This is a genomic window from Paraburkholderia sp. C35 (assembly GCF_003121405.1).
Taxonomy (GTDB): Bacteria; Pseudomonadota; Gammaproteobacteria; order Burkholderiales; family Burkholderiaceae; genus Paraburkholderia.
On record NZ_QBUY01000150.1, the window covers coordinates 1 to 16,535 of the forward strand.

Sequence of the window (16,535 nt, forward strand, 5' to 3'; positions counted from 1 at the left end):
ACACACCGTTTGCCACCTGGGCGGCCTGGGCCGAACTGGTAAGGCCCGCTGAGACGCGGGTGCTTGAAGAGGGTGATCCGCTCTTAAAGAGCGTTGGCAGCGGGCATCGAGAAGAGCGATGCCGTATGAAGGATAGGACCGGCTGGGGACCCGCAGGCAACGACCGTAGCGGGTGGTGTTCAGCGGCTTTCTTTTGCCTACTTTTCTTTGCCGCGGCAAAGAAAAGTAGGTGCTGCCCCGCACAGGGGCGACGCGTGGAGTACCAATACGAAATCGCGGATGCCAGCGAAAACCAAACCAAAAGCGCCGCAGGCAAAAAAAACCCCACTTACAACATACTCCGAGGCCGCTTCATAGTCCCATCGAAAAACCTCTGCAAACGAAACTCAGACAGATCCAGCGAAGGCTGCCCATCGCAGATCCACTCCGCCATCAGGTGCCCAACGATTGGCCCCATGGCAAAGCCATGCCCACAAAACCCGGTCGCAACAAGAAGCCCAGCCGCCTTAGAGGACGAGGAAGAGGAAGAAGAAAAAGAAGAAGCCTCATCGAGAACAGGAATCCCATCCGGCAACACATCAATCAACCCCGCCCACGACTCCACCACCTGAGCATCTTTAAGCGCAGGAAACAACGCCCGCAGCTTCTGCAAAGCCTTCGGCGCATGCGCACGATTCGGCTGCGGATTCGGATCCCTCGGATGCAACACCCGCTCGCCACCGGACACCGCACCCGGCAACCGGTCACGCAAGTCGCGCACGAACTCGCCATTCAGATGAAAACTGAACTTCTCGCGCTGCGCCCACAGTTCAGGCAAGAACCACTTCAACGCACGAAAATGCCCAAACGTCATATCGACATCGACCTGCATGTCGTCGGCGAGATTGATCGCGCCATTCGCGCGCTGGCGGATGCCGAGCCCATGCCCCCAGAACGTGGAAGCCGTGACGGCAGGCAGCGGATTGGTCCGCATGCACGTGCCCCGCACCGCCTGCTGCGGTAACGTGATCCCAAGCGTCTTCAGCAGCCGCCAGCTGCTCGCGCCCGCCGCACAGATCACCTGCCGCGTGCGGATCGTGCCGCGCTCGGTCACGACACCCGTCACCGAGCCCGCGCCCCGCTCGATGGCCACCACGCCGCAGCCTTCGAAAAACCGTGCCCCGGCTTCGACGGCTCGCGCAGCAAATGCGGCTGCCACGCGGCGCGGTTCGGCCTGGCCATCGGTGGCCGTGTACAGGCCGCCCAGCGCCTTGCCATGCATGCCGCGCACGTGCTGGTCGATCTGCGCACGGTCGAGCACGCGCGTGTCCAGCCCATACTGCTTCGCGACATCCATCCACTGCTGGAACGATGCCCAGTCTTCGTCGTTGTCGGCCACGTACAGACAGCCGCCCTGCCGCCACTCCAGATCGAAGTTCAGCTCGCGCTCGAGTTGCTCCCAGATGCGCATGCCCGCCATCATCAGCGGCACTTCGGCGGCCTCACGGCCCTGCTGGCGCACGAATCCCCATGCGCGCGTCGACTGCTGGCCCGCGATGCGCGACTTGTCCAGCACCACCGCCTTCACACCGCGCCGCGCCAGATAGTACGCCGCCGCGCAACCCATGATGCCCGCGCCCGCAATGACGACATCGGCCTGATCGGGAAACGGCGCATCAGCCGGGCTGAAGGGAGCGTGTAGCGGATAGGTGGTCGTCATCGGGAAAGCAGGTAAGCAGTGAAAGACAAAACGGCCGCGACCGTTTCGAGGGACTGCATCTTCTCAGGCGAATCCACGCGCCGCAATCCCGGTCAGAAAAGCGCTGACGCATGTTCGCTCCGCCCCGACCACCAAAAATTCATCGAATCCAGCGCCTCACTCACTCATGTCATGCAATTTGCATACATTTCGCCGCTAAAATAGAAAGGCTGCGCATGAATCGAACGCGGCTTCATTCGCGTGAGGCCGTCGAACTCATTAGAATCGGCGGGTTCGCCAAAAAAGCTCGATCGATGCGAGCACGGCGCGACACCAGGCGCGCCCGAAGTCTCGCAGTACCGTTGCCGTCCGGCGAAAGCAGCACGCCCGGCGCGCCACGTGGAAGTGCACTGCCGCTACGACGGCCCGACATATAACTATTCACATCGACTCACACTTCGCGCATGTCCAACGAAGCCACCTCAACCGACTCGCTCGCCGTCGCGGAACGCGTGCGCGAGTTGATGAGCCGTCACGGCATCGGCAAACGTCAGCAGACCAGCGAGCTTTGCCGGATCCTCGATTTGAGTTTCTCCCAGGGGCACCGCAAGCTGCGCGGCAACAGCCCGTGGACCCTGTCACAGATCAAGAAAGTCGCCGAAGTGTTCGGCGAGCCGGCCGCGCAGCTGTTCGGCGCGCAGTCGCTCGACCCCGGCATGGTCGGCGCCACCGCGCAGGAAGCCGTGTTCGCGATCGGCGGTATCGAACTCGCGTGCACCGCGTGGATCGGCGCGCCGATCGAAGCGGGCAGCCGGCCCGAGTTCATCGCGTGGTCGAAACTCGACCAGTGGCGCGTGGTGCGCCACGACGGCGCGCTTTATCAGAACGCCTACGAAGTCCACAAGATCGAGATTTATCCGCGCCGCGCGGAAACCGACAAGCCACTGATTGCCGTCGTCGATGACGATCAGGCGTCGGCCGACAATCTGCGCGATTACCTGGAGCGCAGCGGCTTTGCGGCCGTCGCGATCTACGGCCTCGCGGCCTTTTCCGAAACGCTGCAGACGCAGGTGTTCGATGGCGTGGTGATCGACTGGCTGTTCGGCCTGCAGACGTCGGCGGAGGCGATCCGCGCCGTGCGCGCGTCGGAGAACCCGGATGCGCCCATTTTCGTGCTGACGGGCGAACTGCTGACGGGCAAGGCGAGCGAATCGGAGATCAGCGACATCGTGCGCAACTACGATGTGGCCTGCTACGAGAAACCGGCGCGTATGGCGATTCTCGTCGCCGATCTGTCGAAGCGTTTGAGCCGCGCGTAGACCGGGCCTTCCGGGCAAGGGCGCCGTCGCGATGCGCGCGGCGCCGGGTGTCAATCCGTCACTCCGTCAGCCCGCGACCGACGCCCCGAGCCGCGCCGCCCGCGCACGCTGCACGGCGTCGCGCAGCACGTCGTAGTGAACCGGCTTGGTGAGGCTCTCGAAGAACATCTCGGCCTCCGCGCGCGCGGCGCCTTCGGGCGCATACGCGCTCACCGCGATCACGGGCGTGCGCGCCTCGCCCGCCCGCTCCATCTTTTCAACGTACTCGGCCATGAACGCATAACCGTCCTTGTCGGGCATATGCAGATCGAGCAGCACGAGATCGCAACGCTGCGCAGCGAGCCACGCGTGAGCATCGTCGGCATTGGCGACGGCGGCGGCATCGCATCCCATATGCTCGAGCATTTCGCACAGCGATTCGCGGATCAACTGGTTGTCGTCGACGATCAGCACCTGCGGACGACCTTCGCCTTCCACGACGGGCGGCACGGCTGACGCACCAGCGGGTGCAGCGACGGGCTGCACAGGAATCGTCACCGTAAAACGCGTGCCCTTGCCCACCTCGCTGTCGACGTCGATCGTTCCGCCAAACAGTTCGACCAGACCCTGCACGATGGCAAGCCCCATCCCCGCGCCCTCGAAACGCCGCGTGCGCGAAGCGTCGAGTTGCGTGAACTCCTTGAAGATCAACGGAATCTGCTTGTCCGGCACGCCCGCGCCCGTGTCCGTGACGATGATGGCGAGCGCGTCGTCGCGCTGCTCGAAGTGCAGCGTGACGGTGCCGCGCTCCGTGTAGCGGATGCCATTGGTCACGAGGTTATTGACGATCTGACGGATGCGGTGCGGATCGGAGTTGACCAGTCCCATCTGCCCGCTCGCGCTGCCTTCGAACACGAGACCCTTCGCGCGCGCCGCCGGCTCGTGCTCATCGACGATCGAATTCAGCAGTTCGCGTGGATCGAAATGTTCGTTGCGCAGTTCCAGCTTGCCCGCGCCGAGCCGCGCGTAATCGGTCAGATCCTTCATCTGCGCTTCGAGGTGACGCGCGGCCGTGTCGAGCCGCTGGATTACCTTGCGGTCCGCCTCGGAATGAAAATTGAAGCCGAGCAGTTCGATCGACGAAACGATGGCATGCAGCGGCGTGCGCAGTTCGTGGCTGATCATGCCGAGGAACGCGTCTTTCGCGAGACTCGCCTCGCGCGCCGCGCGGCTCGCCTGGTGCTCGGCGTCGAGCGCGGCGTGCTGCTGCAGGATCAGCCGGGTGCGGCGCCGGCCGTTCATCACCAGCAGCGTGGTCGCCGCCGCCGACAGCAGCAGCAACACCAGCCCGCCCGCGAACAGCATGCGGCGCTTGGCGATGAAATCGGAATTCATCGCCTCGCGGTCCTGCAGGTCGACGTTGCGGCGGCTCAGCGCGAGATCGTTGACTTCCTTCCAGTGCTTGCGCAGTTCTTCGACCATCTGCGAAGCCAGCGCGGGCGAATTGGGCAGCGCGTCGAGCGAAGGCTGCAGCGCCGCCAGCATCGCCGACAACCCGGTTATCTCATCCTGCTGGCGCTGCACGGATTCCGCCTGCGCGGCAAGCCGCTGCGTCGAGCCTTGCATCACGCGCAGCTTGGACTGGAGCACCTGGAAATGCAGCGCGAGCCGCTGATAGTCGGCGTCGACGCCCGTCTCATACTGCAGCAGCTGGCTTTCGAGCCGCGCATAGGCAATCTGCAACTGCGCGGCATCCCAGTAGAAGCCGTCGTAGGTGCCCGTCAGTTGCTGGGTCGCGCGGGGATTGAGCAGCGTCGAATAGAGCAGATAACTGATGGCCGCCGTCGGCGCCGCAAGCGCGGCGATCCAGATGACGACGAGCATGACGCGGCGCAGCGGGCGCCGTCCTATTTGACGATGAGAGCCTTGATCTGCCATACGAATTTCGCGTCCGCCGACGCCCCCGCCAGTTCGCCGGGATACTGGTCGCGCGGATAGATGAGAAACAGCGGCCCGAAGTCGCTGACCTGCAGGCGCTTGCCGTTCATGCTGTAAGCGACGACCACGCCATAGCGGCTCGCGTCCGAGACAGGAACGGTGTACGTGTAGTCATCCAGCGTGTGGATTTCGATTTCTTCGCCGTACGCGCCCACGGTCTTGAGAATATCCGCGAGCAGCGGTCCCGTGAAGGTGGATTTTGCCGTCCATGTCGTCGACGTCGAAATACTGTGCACGGGCAACGCGAGCAACTGCGCTTCGGAGAAATGAAATTCGCTGTGGTCGGCGTCGTTGGTCTTCGCAATCTTGCCTTTTACATCGAGCGCGAGCGTCGTGGCCAGCGGCGCGGCGCAGGCGCTGGACGACACGAATCCCGTCGCCAGAACGGACACGAGCGCGCACATCAGCGCGAGCACACGCAACCATCCGTCATTCTTGTAGAGCACTTTCGGTCCCTCTGGTGTGGTCTTGTTGTTAGTCGTGCCCGCATTGTGCCTGACATCATCGTCAGACGATAACTACAGCGATGTGGCCCGCGCCGACACAGAATCTTTACATGGCGTGCATAATATCGGCTCCATCTCAAAAAAGCCGCTTCGCCGACGCGCGTTCACAAGGCCATCACAAAGCGCAACATCCGCCATGAAAAAGCCGGTTCTACCGTTGACCTACGAACAGCTCGACCACTGGATCGAATCGTTGCAGCCCGCCCTGCTCGACGAGCGGTTTGCCGCTACAGTCGGCATTTTACGAGGCGGTGCACCGCTGGCATTGATGGCTTCCCATGCGATCGGCGTGCCTGTCGCGTTCCTCAGTTACGACCGGCGCGCGCGCCACGTGACGTGGGATTCGGCGCAGCCGCTGCCGGCGCCCGGCTCGAAAGTGCTGCTGTGCGAAGACATCGCGGGGCGCGGCTTCACGCTGGTGGACTGCATTGCGTTTCTCGAGCAGCACGGGCTGGTCGTCAAGACGCTGACGGGCGCCTTCGACGAAATCAGCCGTATCCGCCCGGACTACGCCAACGATGCATCGGGCTTCTTCGCGCTGTTTCCGTGGGAACGGCAAGCGTATACGGACGACTATCGCGAGGACTGGGAAAGCGTCGAGACCGGTTCCGTCGAAAAAATGGCGGATGACCACGAATACGCGACCTACGCAATCGATCTGGACGGCATCCTGCTGCCCGATGTGCCGCTGTCACGTTATGACGAAGACCTGGCCGCTGCTTTGAATGAGCGCGATGCGCTATTGCCGTACGAAGTCCTGCCGGATGTCGATCTGCAGAACGTGCGCGCCGTGATCACGGGCCGCCCGTACGGCGATCTGGAGCGTACGCGCGCGTGGCTGGAACGGCACGGTTTCGGGCATCTGGAACTGGTGATGCGCGCCCCCGACATGCACGACGAAACGCCGGAAGGCGCGGCGGCTCACAAGGCGGCAGCGGCGTTGCGCGTCGGCGTCACGCATTTCATTGAAAGCGACCCGACGCAGGCGCTCTACATCGCGAAACTCGCGCCGCTGCTGCGCGTGATCTGGTGGGACGCGCTCAAGCACAAGGGCACGCTGATCAGCGCGTCGGCCTGGCATTGAGTTTTTCCTAAGCCACCTGCTCCTTCGCCTCACCAAGCTGCAGATGCCGCGCCGCGCGCTGCGACGCAACGACGATCAGCTTCATCGTGGCCCGCGTCGCGCCGACGAACAGCTTGCGCGCATTGCGCTCGTCGAATTCGTCGAAATCCACTTCGCTCAGGATCACGCACGGCGCCGATTGGCCCTTGAAGCGGTAGATCGAGTCGAGCAGCACGTCGCCCTCCCGATACGCGGGATTGCCGAACAGATCGTATTTGCCCGTGAAGCTGCGCAGCCGGTGCGGACCGAGATCATCGAGCGGCCACAGCACCGAGCCTTCACGCCCACGAAACGACAGCACGGCGATGTCCTGCTTGCGAAACCCTAACGCCAGCGCCTGCGTGATCGCGCGCTTGGTCGCGTCGATACAGCTGTCGGGCGTCTGGGTTTCATCGTAGGTCGACAGCGAAATGTCGGAGCCGTCGAACGGTCCGCCCGCCGCGAGCCCAGCCGCCAGCGGCACCGTCGCGCCGACCACGTTGCGCAGATAGTCGAGGATGTCGCGCGGGCTGCGGTAATTGGTCGATTCGCGCAGCACCGTCCAGCCCGCCAACGCGACCGGCTCGCGCATGTAAAGGTTCTGCAGCGGATCTTCCAGCCACCACCACGCGCCACCAGGCTTCAGCAGCCGTTCAAGCGCAGGCACCCACGGCTGCTGGAAATCCTGGCCTTCATCGACGATCAGCACGTCGTATTGCCAGCGCGCATCGATCGGCGTGTCGGCGAAGGCGTTTTCGAGGCGTTCGAACACGTCGCTGGTCTGAAAATCCGGCGCACGGCCGCTCTCGCGCACGATCCAGTCGCACAACTGGTGATAGTTCGCCACCTTCGCCTCGGCCGGCGCGACCCGCGCGATGTGATCCGCGAGCGGCCGGTTGAAGCACACATACAGCGGACGCTGGCCGCGCGCGACGGCGTCCTTCATCACCTGCACCGCAAGCTGCGTCTTGCCGGAACCCGCCGTGCCGATCACGCGCAGCCGGAACGGTGTGAACTCCAGCCGCCGCGCCCACGTGGCGAGGCCGCCCGCGAGCCGCGTAACGAGCGTGCCCGCCTGGCCGACCAACGCGCTCGTGTCGGGCGTGAGCGCGAGTTCGTCGGCGAGGAAGTGATGGATTTTCGATGCGCAGGCGAGGCGCTCTTCATCGGCGGGCAGCGCTTCACGGATGACGCTCACGAGCCTGTCCTTGCGTGTCGCATCGACGATACGCGCCGGGTTCACGCCCGCAATCGCCGCGTCGCGGACGATGTGATCCGGGCAGTACAGCAGTTCTTCGATGAAATACGTTCCCGCGCCAAAGGCCGCCGTGAAGCGCCGATGCAGCCCTTCGATGGTGCGCGCCAGTGCGATCGCCACGTTGCGCTCGGTCTGCATGTAGACCTTGACCAGCCCTTTGGGTGTCTCGCGCAGGAAACCGGTTTTCTGCTCGACGATCATCACGCGCCCCGCCGGGCTGACGATCACGAAGTCCGCTTCGCCGAACACCGAAAAGCCTTCGTGCAAACGCGTCCAGTGCACGCCGTGATAGACCGTGTAGTCGCGCGGCAACGCTTCTTCGAGCAAGGCCAGCGTTTCGCGCTCGCGCGCGGCGGCGCCCGTGGTGGCGAGACTCTTCCAGTCGTCGGGGACAATGCGGGCCATGCGCGCCTCGTCAGGATGGGGTGCGCCCATTGTACGCAACGCGTGTAGGGACTTTGGGCGCTGCAGGAAAGAAAAACCCGCTTCGTGTATGGTTAACGATTCACTGCTGCACGCCGTGCGGATTCGCTGCCGCGTGCGGCCATCGGTTGAACGCCGCGCAGCGCGCGGCTTGCCAACGTAGACGCTCTAGAAGACGAAAGAGGATTACCGGATGATTACAGTTTGGGGTCGCGCCAACTCAGTCAATGTGCAGAAGATCCTGTGGGTGTGCGACGAGCTGGTCTTGCCCTACAACCGCATCGACGCCGGCCTGCAGTTTGGCCGCAACAACGAACCCGATTACCTCACGATGAACCCGACAGGCAAGGTGCCGACGCTCGTCGACGGCGACTTCGTGCTGTGGGAATCGAACTCGATCATTCGCTATCTGGTGATGCAGTACGGCGCGTCCAGCGTGCTCTACCCGGAAGACCCGAAGGCACGCGCGAGCATCGACCGCTGGCTGGACTGGACGCTGTCCACGCTGCAGCCGGCCGAGCGCCCGGTGTTCTGGACCATCATCCGCACGCCGGAAGCGGAGCGCGACAACGCGAAGCTCGCCGCTGACATCGACAATGTCGCGAAACTCTGGAAGCTGCTCGACGGGCAATTGCAAGGGCGCTTTTTTATCGAAGGCGAAAAGTTCACGCTCGCCGACATCGTGCTCGGCGCGTACGCGAAGCGCTGGTTCGGCCTGCCGGGCGTCGAACGTCCGTCGCTGCCGAATCTCGAACGCTGGTACTCGCGGCTCGCCACCCGCTCCGGCTTCAAGCAATACGTCGATTTCGATCTGACCTGAATCCATGACCATCTCGCTCTACGCATGGGGCACGCCGAACGGTCGCAAGATCAGCGTCGCCCTCGAAGAAATGGAACTGCCGTACACCGTCACGCCGATCAATATCGGCAAGGACGAGCAGTTCGATCCCGACTTCCTCGCCATCAGTCCGAACAACAAGATTCCCGCCATCGTCGATCCCGACGGTCCGGACGGCAAACCGATCAGCGTGTTCGAATCGGGTGCGATCCTGCTGTATCTCGGCGAAAAAACGGGCAAGTTCCTGCCGCGCAGCCTGCGCGCCCGCGTTCCCGTGCTCGAATGGCTGATGTGGCAGATGGGCGGCTTCGGGCCGATGCCGGGCCAGGTGCATCACTTCGCGGCGCTCGCGTCGGAAGACGACAAGCGCTACGGCCTCAAGCGCTTTTCCACCGAAACGCGGCGCCTGTATAAAGTGCTCGACACGCGTCTGGCGAAGACGGAATACGTCGCGGGCGAACTGTCGATCGCCGATTTCGCGATTCTCGGCTGGGCGTGGCGGCATGAGCGCCACAAGGTCGATCTGGCGGAGTTCCCGAACGTGAAACGCTGGTACGACGCGCTGTTCGCGCGGCCCGGCGTGAAGCGCGGGTTCGACGTGAAGCTCGATTGATGCACCGTATAATCAGCGGATGAAAACCGCCAAGCCAATCGCTGCCGACACGCATCACGCGCACGCCGCGGGTCATGTCCATTCGCATGAAGCGCATGGCGACGACTCGCATCACGACCACGCTGACCACGCGCATAGCACGCCTGCCTCTGCCGAGGCGGCGCTTGCACTGGCCGACGAATATTGCCGCGAGCGCGGCGAAAAGCTCACGCCGATCCGCCGCAAGGTGTTGGAACTGCTGCTCACGTCCGGCCGCGCCACCAAGGCGTATTCGCTGCGCGACGACATGCGCCAGATTCACCCTGGCTCCGCGCCGCCCACGGTGTATCGCGCGCTGGACTTTCTGTTGTCGGCCGGTCTGGTGCACAAGATCGAATCGATCAACGCATTCGCCGTCTGTCACGATCTCACGCAATGCCAGCACGGCATCCTGGTGGTGTGCCAGCAATGCGGGAACGTCACCGAACTGCATCAGCCGGCGTTGCGCGAAGCGCTCGTCGCGCAAATCGAAAACGCAGGCTACCGGCTCGCCGGTGATGGAATCGAGCTGAAAGGGCTGTGTTCAGCATGCCAGGCAGCGCAAGCCGCCGGCAGCTGAACCACCCGTCGAAGAAAAACGCCGCGGTTCGAGTGTCAGGTCAAACCGGCGGCGCGCGCGCCTATCGCGTCATGCAATAGCGTCACCAGCGCCTCAGGCGGCGCCGGCTTCGTCATGAAATGCTGGAATCCTTCGCCGATGCTGCGCAGCCGGTAGGCTTCATCGGTATGGCCCGTGAGGGCCACTGCGACCGAAGGGGAATGATCGCCGCGAATCTCGTGATCCCGCACACGCTGAATCAGATAGAAGCCGTCCATCGCGGGCAGGTCGAGATCGCAGACGACAGCGTCGGGCATCACCCGAACAGCCGCCTCCACACCCTCTTCCGCATCTGCCACTGCGATGACATTGGCGCCTTCCGATTCAAGCAAAATCTTCAACGATTCCCTGTTTTGCGGGTCGTCTTCTACGAGCACGATCGTGGCCTGATCGAGCCTCAATACTCCGTTCATCTTGATGTTATGGCTTGAAAAACTGGTTATGCACTCTGACGTGGCCATGATTTAACGCATTGCTTTGTGTACCGCGCCAGCGCCGGCAGCGGAAAACAGTTCAACGTTTCTACTCTCGTATGCACGTTCTTACCAACGAATGACGGACGCGCTGTTCGTCCGCCAGTCTCCCCTGCTTCGCAAATTCGTCACTGCGCGCATCGCGCCGCGCTGATTGCTCATGCCGTTCATTCGGACTCGATTGTACGGAACGAGTTGCACTGCGACGGTGCGCTTGTCCGCTTCGGCAGACAGCTTGACGGCAAAAAGCGCCGCGCCACATCTTGACGATCGCGCGAGACGCTTGCGTGACCGTCCGAAGGCAGACTTGCGAAACGCATAGCATGAAGCACGTTGCGTGCCGACGCAGCCTGGCCATTCGTACGAGGTGATGCACCGTGGTCGAAGCGCGTGCGGTTCAAGTATGCGGAGGTTAACTTCCGGTTGGCTTCTGTTATTCCCATGCAGTTTGCGATTCGCACGTCGTCATGCCGATGCTGGCTGCGCGACGCCGTGAGTCAGCAGCGCTACGGCATGACGCGCGATGTCGTCGGCCGTCAGCTTGCGGCGCGCCGGGTCGTTGCGCCCCATCGCCGAGGTGGCCAGCGGCAGGATCGCGAGACCGATCACCGACAAAAACACCAGCGACGGCTCCAGCCCCGGATTGAGCTTGCCCTCCTTCTGCCATTTTTCGATGAAGGTGATGCCGCGCTTCTGGTTTTCGTCGCCGAAGCGTTCGTGCATGCGCTGCTTGAGCAGACCGCCTTCGCTGATCACTTCGCGGATCCACAGCGACGGAAACCACGGATATTCGACGGCCACTTCGACAAGACGCTGCGCGAGCAGCATGATCGCGGCGACCGGGTTGTCCGGGGTGAGCTGGAACGCGCCGCTCAGCTTGTTGCGCAGCGGCATGAAGCGCTCGTCGATCAGCACGTCAAGCAACTGGTCGCGGGTCTTGAAGTAGTAATGCATCATCGCCGGCGTGAAACCCGCTTCCCGCGCGACCTGCCCGAGCGTCGTATCTACGATGCCTTGCCGTGCAAACAGCGCCAGCGCCGCATCCAGCAAACGGGCGCGCTGTTCCGGGCCGCGCCCGCTGCCCGATGGACGCCCCGGCCTGCGCGCCACCTTTGCACTTTCATCGCCCTGCGCTGGCTGAGCCTGATCCGAACCCGATACCGCTGCTGATTTACCTGTCATGACAGTGAATTTGACGAACGCCGCAACATCGCATATATTAATCTTCATGTTAATTAATTTCAAGGCGGCAGCATAGCCATGGAAGCCCAGATGGAAAGCCCCACTCTTCCCGCCGAAGCGGCACCCGCCAACGCGGACCGCCCGTCTCTGCGCGTGCTGTTCCCCGCGCTGCTGCTGGTCATGCTGCTGGCGGCACTCGACCAGACCATCGTGTCGACGGCGTTGCCCACTATCGTCGGCGAGCTCGGCGGACTCGACAGCCTGTCGTGGGTCGTGACCGCGTACCTGCTGACCTCGACCATCGTGGTGCCGCTGTACGGCAAGTTCGGCGACCTGTTCGGTCGCAAGATCGTGCTGCAGACGGCCATCGTCATTTTTCTGATCGGCTCGGCGCTGTGTGGCGTCGCGCAGAACATGACGCAGCTGATCCTGCTGCGCGCGTTGCAAGGTCTCGGCGGCGGCGGACTGCTGGTGATCACCATGGCCGCGATCGGCGACGTGATTCCTCCTGCCGAGCGCGGCCGCTATCAAGGCGTGTTCGGCGGCGTGTTCGGTCTTGCCACCGTGATCGGCCCGATGATGGGCGGTTTCCTCGTCGATCATCTGTCGTGGCGCTGGATTTTCTATATCAACGTGCCGCTGGGCATCGTCGCACTGCTGGTGATCGGCGCCGTGTTCAAGCCGCGCGTCGCGCATGTGAAGCACACCATCGATTACATGGGCGCGGCGTTTCTCGCGGGCGCCCTCACCTGCCTGATCCTGTTCACCAGCCAGGGCGGCACCGTGCTGCCGTGGACCTCGATGCAACTCTGGTGCACGCTGCTGCTCGCGTTTATCTGTATCGGCGGGTTTATCTATGAAGAGCGTCTCGCTGTCGAACCGATCATGCCGCTCGAACTGTTCCGCGACCGCACCTTCCTGCTGTCGAGCGCGATCGGGTTCATCGTCGGTGTGTCGCTGTTCGGCTCGGTCACGTTCCTGCCGATGTATCTGCAGGTCGTGAAGAATTCGACACCGTCGCAAGCCGGCATGCAGATGCTGCCGATGATGGGCGGCGTCCTGCTGATGTCGATCATCACGGGGCGCATCATCAGCCGCATCGGCAAGTACCGGATGTTCCCGATCATGGGCACGTTCCTCGTCGGCGTCGCGATGGTGCTGCTCACTACGCTGAAACTCAGCACGCCCGTTCACGTGATGTATGCGTACATGGCCGTGCTCGGCTGCGGACTCGGCATGGTGATGCAGGTGCTGATTCTCGCGGTGCAGAACGCTGTGCCGTTCAAACATCTCGGCACGGCGACCTCGGGTGCGACGCTGTTCCGCTCGATTGGCGGCTCGGTCGGCGTGGCGGCATTCGGTGCAATCTTCTCGAATGGACTTGCATCGCGTCTGCAAGCGCTGATTCCGCCCAACACCGAATTGCCGCGTGCGCTTGGACCCAATGCGATTCATCACTTGCCTGAAGCATTGCGCGACGATTACCTGCAGGCATTCGCAAGCGCATTGCACTCGGTGTATATCGTCGCGGCCTGCGTCGTGGTGCTTGCATTCGCGCTTGCGTGGCTACTGAGAGATCATCCGCTGCGCAAGCAGTAAAGCACTGGCGAAAACGGACAAACGCTAGCAAACAGAAACACATTTCCGGCGTAGCGCAGTGCAGGCCATGCAGCACGACGCACAAAAGGCGTGCAGTACCTGTTGAAGAAGGTCTGCAGTTTTCACATAGAAAGGCCGACGTGTGCTTTACACGTCGGCCTTTTCTTTGATCTGAACGATGTGTTTCCTATGATTAATCGATTAGCCGCAGCGTTGTATTCGCGTCTATGAAAAAACCCTGATGCGTTATCGTTTTCCCCTGAATAACGATGCCAAGTGTGCGATAGGTAACAACGTCGATTGACGCGACGGGCGAAAGAAACCATATTGCACACACAGCGGCCTAGTAACGAAAGGACTGGGCCGGCCGCTACCCAGCGCATGTGGATCGCGAGTTCCGCCAACTGCAAGTTCGCTTCAACTTCGATCCTGAGCATGCCGAAATGGCATCGCCTACAACTGGTTGGGGTTAAGCATGTCTGCTGAAACGTCACCTGCCCAGGGTTTCCCAACACCGTGCACACGGTGTGGAGGCGTGCTGTATCAGCATGTCGATTTTTGCCCTTACTGCGGCGCCGATCATCCTCTCGAGGCAACCCAGCGCAAGCGCGCCGGCACGCAACTGAGAGCGGTCGACACGCAACCGCCGCCTGCACCTGCGCCCGCCGCTCATGGCGAGATCGCTACGGCGCACGCCTCTGGGATTGCCGCGCTCGCACCGCCTGAACTGCCGCTTTCTCCTCTCGCCGTATCGCAGCCGTTCTGGCAAACAGCGGGGCGATGGCTCATCACGAAGGGCCTCGTGCTGCTGCTCTTCATCGTCGCGCTGGGCTATGCGGGCTATCTGCTGCTCGGCGGCGACACGCACCGGCAGGACGCAGGTGTGGATGACTCGGCGAACAGCGCGAGCACGTCGGGCGGATCGATCTCTCCGTATTCACCGGCGCAGAATCCTCGCAATCTGCCGACCTCGACGGTGACCAACGTGCCTACCGCGAAGGCGCCGCCCGCACCTGGCGCGCCGCCGCACCCGCGCGTTGCGCAACACTATAAGGACGTGCCCGACGCTTTGCGCGCGGCGCGCGCCGCACTCATGCACAACAATCTCGCCGATGCGAAGTCGGCGTTGTCCGATGCGTTGTCGCTCGATTCGAATAATGCCGATGCACGGCAGTTGCAAGGCGATCTGCAGGATCGCGAGAACAAACGCGACGTCGCGCTTGGCGTCGCGAACACCTGTGCAAAAGACAAGCTCTGGAGTTGCGTGCACGATCGCGCTGCACAAGCACTCGCAATCGATGTCAGCAGCGTCGACGCGCAGGCACTGCTCGAACGCGTGATTCTCACGACGGGCTGGAAGCCGCTCGCCAATGCCGCCGCGTCCGCGCCGCGTGCTGCAACGGCGCCCGCGGGTGCCAATGCGAACGCCAGATCGACGGCAAGCGCAGCACCAAATACAGCAGCGAGCCCGTTGCCGACATTGCCGACGCTGCCGCCCTTACCGCCGGCCACGCCCACGAACAACGCGGCCACGACGAACAACGCAGTCAATCCCACGCCGTCTAATACGGCCGCAGCGAGCGCCGTCGGCGGCATCGACGCGCAGATGCGCGCGATCCGCGAATCGGGCTGGAAGCAGGCGCCCTCGGCGAACAAACAGTAGAGCACGTCACGCAATCGAGAAAACGAAGCTACTCAACGCATTGCAAGCCTGATGTAACGGAACATGCGCGTCAGCCGTTGGCGCATGCTGTTCAACACACCACAAGGTAGGTCGACCATGCTCAAAACAATACTGACGGGACTGACGGGACTGCTTTGCCTGGTCGTCGCGTCGCTGGCGGTGGGTGCGGCAAGCGCCGGATCTGGCGCACACTACAAGATCGTTACGGGACAGGAGCGCGGCACCTATATCCAGATCGGCGCGGACCTCGCGAAGTATGTCGCGCAGCCGGCGGGCATCGACCTCGAAGTGATGCCGTCGAAAGGCTCGGCAGAAAACGTGCAGCGCATGCGCTTCGAGCCAGGCGTGAAACTCGCGCTGGTGCAATCCGACGTGTATCAGGCGTATCTCGACATGGCCAATTCCGGCAACGCCGACGCAGGCACCGCGATCCGTCCGTTGCGCCTCATCATGCCGCTCTATAACGAAGAGATCTATTTCGTCGTGCGCAACGATTCGCCGATGCAAACGATCAACCAGATCAAGGACAAGGTGATCAGTATCGGTCCGATTGGCAGCGGCACGGCGCAATCGGCGACTACGCTCTATCACCTGATGTTCAACCAGGCGATTCCCGATCAGAACGTGCAGAGCCTTTCGAACGAAGATGCCATTGCCGCACTGGTCGTCAAGAAGATCGACGTGGCCGTGATCGTCGCGGGTCAACCCGCCAAGCTCTTCACCGACATGAATCCCGATCTGCTTTCGCAGATCCGCATCTTGCGGCTCGACCCCAACGTGCCGGAAACGGCGCGCGCGAAAGAAACCTATTTCCCCGCGACGATCCGCGAGAGCAGCTATCCGAACTGGCTGAAAGAAGACGTGCCGACGCTGACCGTCAAGGCCTTCCTCGTCACCTATGACTATGGCCTGCGCGACACCGTGAGCAACCTCAACCGCTTCGCCGATTCGCTGTGCGAGAACTTCGACACGCTGCAGGAAAAAGGCCATCCGAAGTGGAAACAGGTGAAGCTCGAGCTGCCGCCGCTGACGAAGGGCTGGCAGTACTATCCGCCTATCGAGCGGCATCTGCGTGCGTGCATTGCGCGTCGCGCGTCGATGCCGGCAGCCGGTGCGACGGCGGCAGCCGCGCAGCAGCCTGCGGCGCCGAAAGTGAACAAACGTCCGTGCTCGGATCAGGAGCGTCTGCTGTTGTTGTGCGGCAAATGAAAGCGCATTGACGCGTGAGCTCTCTCTTATACAGATC

Annotated in this window: 14 protein-coding genes; 8 read left to right on the forward strand and 6 right to left on the reverse strand. The window is 62.6% G+C overall.

Annotated elements, in window-relative coordinates:
- Window positions 1-328: 328 nt before the first annotated feature.
- Window positions 329-1,699: an FAD-binding oxidoreductase gene (locus DK391_RS41030; protein WP_109483726.1), complete on the reverse strand. Its 1,371-nt coding sequence runs from the start codon at window positions 1,697-1,699 to the stop codon at window positions 329-331.
- Window positions 1,700-2,142: 443 nt separating this feature from the next.
- Here DK391_RS41030 and DK391_RS41035 point away from each other — a divergent pair, with 443 nt between their 5' ends.
- Window positions 2,143-2,997, forward strand: coding sequence for a helix-turn-helix domain-containing protein (locus DK391_RS41035; protein ID WP_109483727.1), 855 nt, complete (start codon window positions 2,143-2,145; stop codon window positions 2,995-2,997).
- Between the two features lie 66 nt (window positions 2,998-3,063).
- Here DK391_RS41035 and DK391_RS41040 read toward each other — a convergent pair whose 3' ends face one another.
- Complete coding sequence (locus DK391_RS41040; RefSeq protein ID WP_109483728.1) at window positions 3,064-4,914, reverse strand: ATP-binding protein; 1,851 nt, start codon at window positions 4,912-4,914, stop codon at window positions 3,064-3,066.
- Entirely contained in the window at window positions 4,884-5,420 is a 537-nt protein-coding gene (locus DK391_RS41045; protein ID WP_109483729.1) for a molybdopterin-dependent oxidoreductase, read from the reverse strand. Before DK391_RS41045 ends, DK391_RS41040 begins: the two co-directional genes overlap by 31 nt.
- A 196-nt stretch (window positions 5,421-5,616) precedes the next feature.
- On the opposite strand from DK391_RS41045, the gene DK391_RS41050 reads away from it, so the two are divergent.
- A complete protein-coding gene (locus tag DK391_RS41050) occupies window positions 5,617-6,564 on the forward strand; it encodes a phosphoribosyltransferase (protein WP_109483730.1) in 948 nt (315 codons plus the stop codon).
- A 7-nt stretch (window positions 6,565-6,571) separates the two neighbouring features.
- On the opposite strand, the gene DK391_RS41055 is transcribed toward DK391_RS41050, so the two are convergent.
- Window positions 6,572-8,245 carry an ATP-binding domain-containing protein gene (locus tag DK391_RS41055; RefSeq protein WP_109483731.1) on the reverse strand — a complete coding sequence of 558 codons (1,674 nt, stop codon included), beginning with the start codon at window positions 8,243-8,245 and terminating at the stop codon, window positions 6,572-6,574.
- A 211-nt stretch (window positions 8,246-8,456) separates the two neighbouring features.
- Between DK391_RS41055 and DK391_RS41060 the strand changes: the two genes are divergently transcribed.
- Genes DK391_RS41060 through DK391_RS41070 form a run of 3 tightly spaced genes read left to right on the forward strand, consistent with a single transcriptional unit; the run spans window position 8,457 to window position 10,312 of the window.
- Complete coding sequence (locus DK391_RS41060; RefSeq protein WP_109483732.1) at window positions 8,457-9,083, forward strand: glutathione S-transferase; 627 nt, start codon at window positions 8,457-8,459, stop codon at window positions 9,081-9,083.
- 4 nt (window positions 9,084-9,087) lie between these two features.
- Window positions 9,088-9,714 (forward strand): glutathione binding-like protein, encoded by a 627-nt coding sequence (locus DK391_RS41065; RefSeq protein ID WP_109483733.1) that lies wholly within the window; start codon window positions 9,088-9,090, stop codon window positions 9,712-9,714.
- 19 nt (window positions 9,715-9,733) lie between these two features.
- The gene (locus DK391_RS41070; protein ID WP_109483734.1) at window positions 9,734-10,312 is read left to right on the forward strand and encodes a Fur family transcriptional regulator; all 579 of its coding nucleotides are present in this window, start codon (window positions 9,734-9,736) and stop codon (window positions 10,310-10,312) included.
- A gap of 35 nt (window positions 10,313-10,347) precedes the next feature.
- On the opposite strand, the gene DK391_RS41075 is transcribed toward DK391_RS41070, so the two are convergent.
- Both DK391_RS41075 and DK391_RS41085 read right to left on the reverse strand, forming a co-directional pair.
- Window positions 10,348-10,812 carry a response regulator gene (locus DK391_RS41075; RefSeq protein ID WP_109483735.1) on the reverse strand — a complete coding sequence of 155 codons (465 nt, stop codon included), beginning with the start codon at window positions 10,810-10,812 and terminating at the stop codon, window positions 10,348-10,350.
- Window positions 10,813-11,289: 477 nt separating this feature from the next.
- Entirely contained in the window at window positions 11,290-12,054 is a 765-nt protein-coding gene (locus DK391_RS41085) for a TetR/AcrR family transcriptional regulator (protein ID WP_109483737.1), read from the reverse strand.
- Window positions 12,055-12,096: 42 nt separating this feature from the next.
- On the opposite strand from DK391_RS41085, the gene DK391_RS41090 reads away from it, so the two are divergent.
- From DK391_RS41090 to DK391_RS41100, 3 genes are all read left to right on the forward strand, one after another.
- Window positions 12,097-13,605 carry an MDR family MFS transporter gene (locus DK391_RS41090; RefSeq protein ID WP_109483738.1) on the forward strand — a complete coding sequence of 503 codons (1,509 nt, stop codon included), beginning with the start codon at window positions 12,097-12,099 and terminating at the stop codon, window positions 13,603-13,605.
- A 535-nt stretch (window positions 13,606-14,140) separates the two neighbouring features.
- Complete coding sequence (locus tag DK391_RS41095) at window positions 14,141-15,268, forward strand: zinc ribbon domain-containing protein (RefSeq protein ID WP_239483097.1); 1,128 nt, start codon at window positions 14,141-14,143, stop codon at window positions 15,266-15,268.
- Between the two features lie 117 nt (window positions 15,269-15,385).
- Complete coding sequence (locus DK391_RS41100) at window positions 15,386-16,498, forward strand: TAXI family TRAP transporter solute-binding subunit (RefSeq protein ID WP_109483740.1); 1,113 nt, start codon at window positions 15,386-15,388, stop codon at window positions 16,496-16,498.
- The last annotated feature ends 37 nt before the right edge of the window (window positions 16,499-16,535 follow it).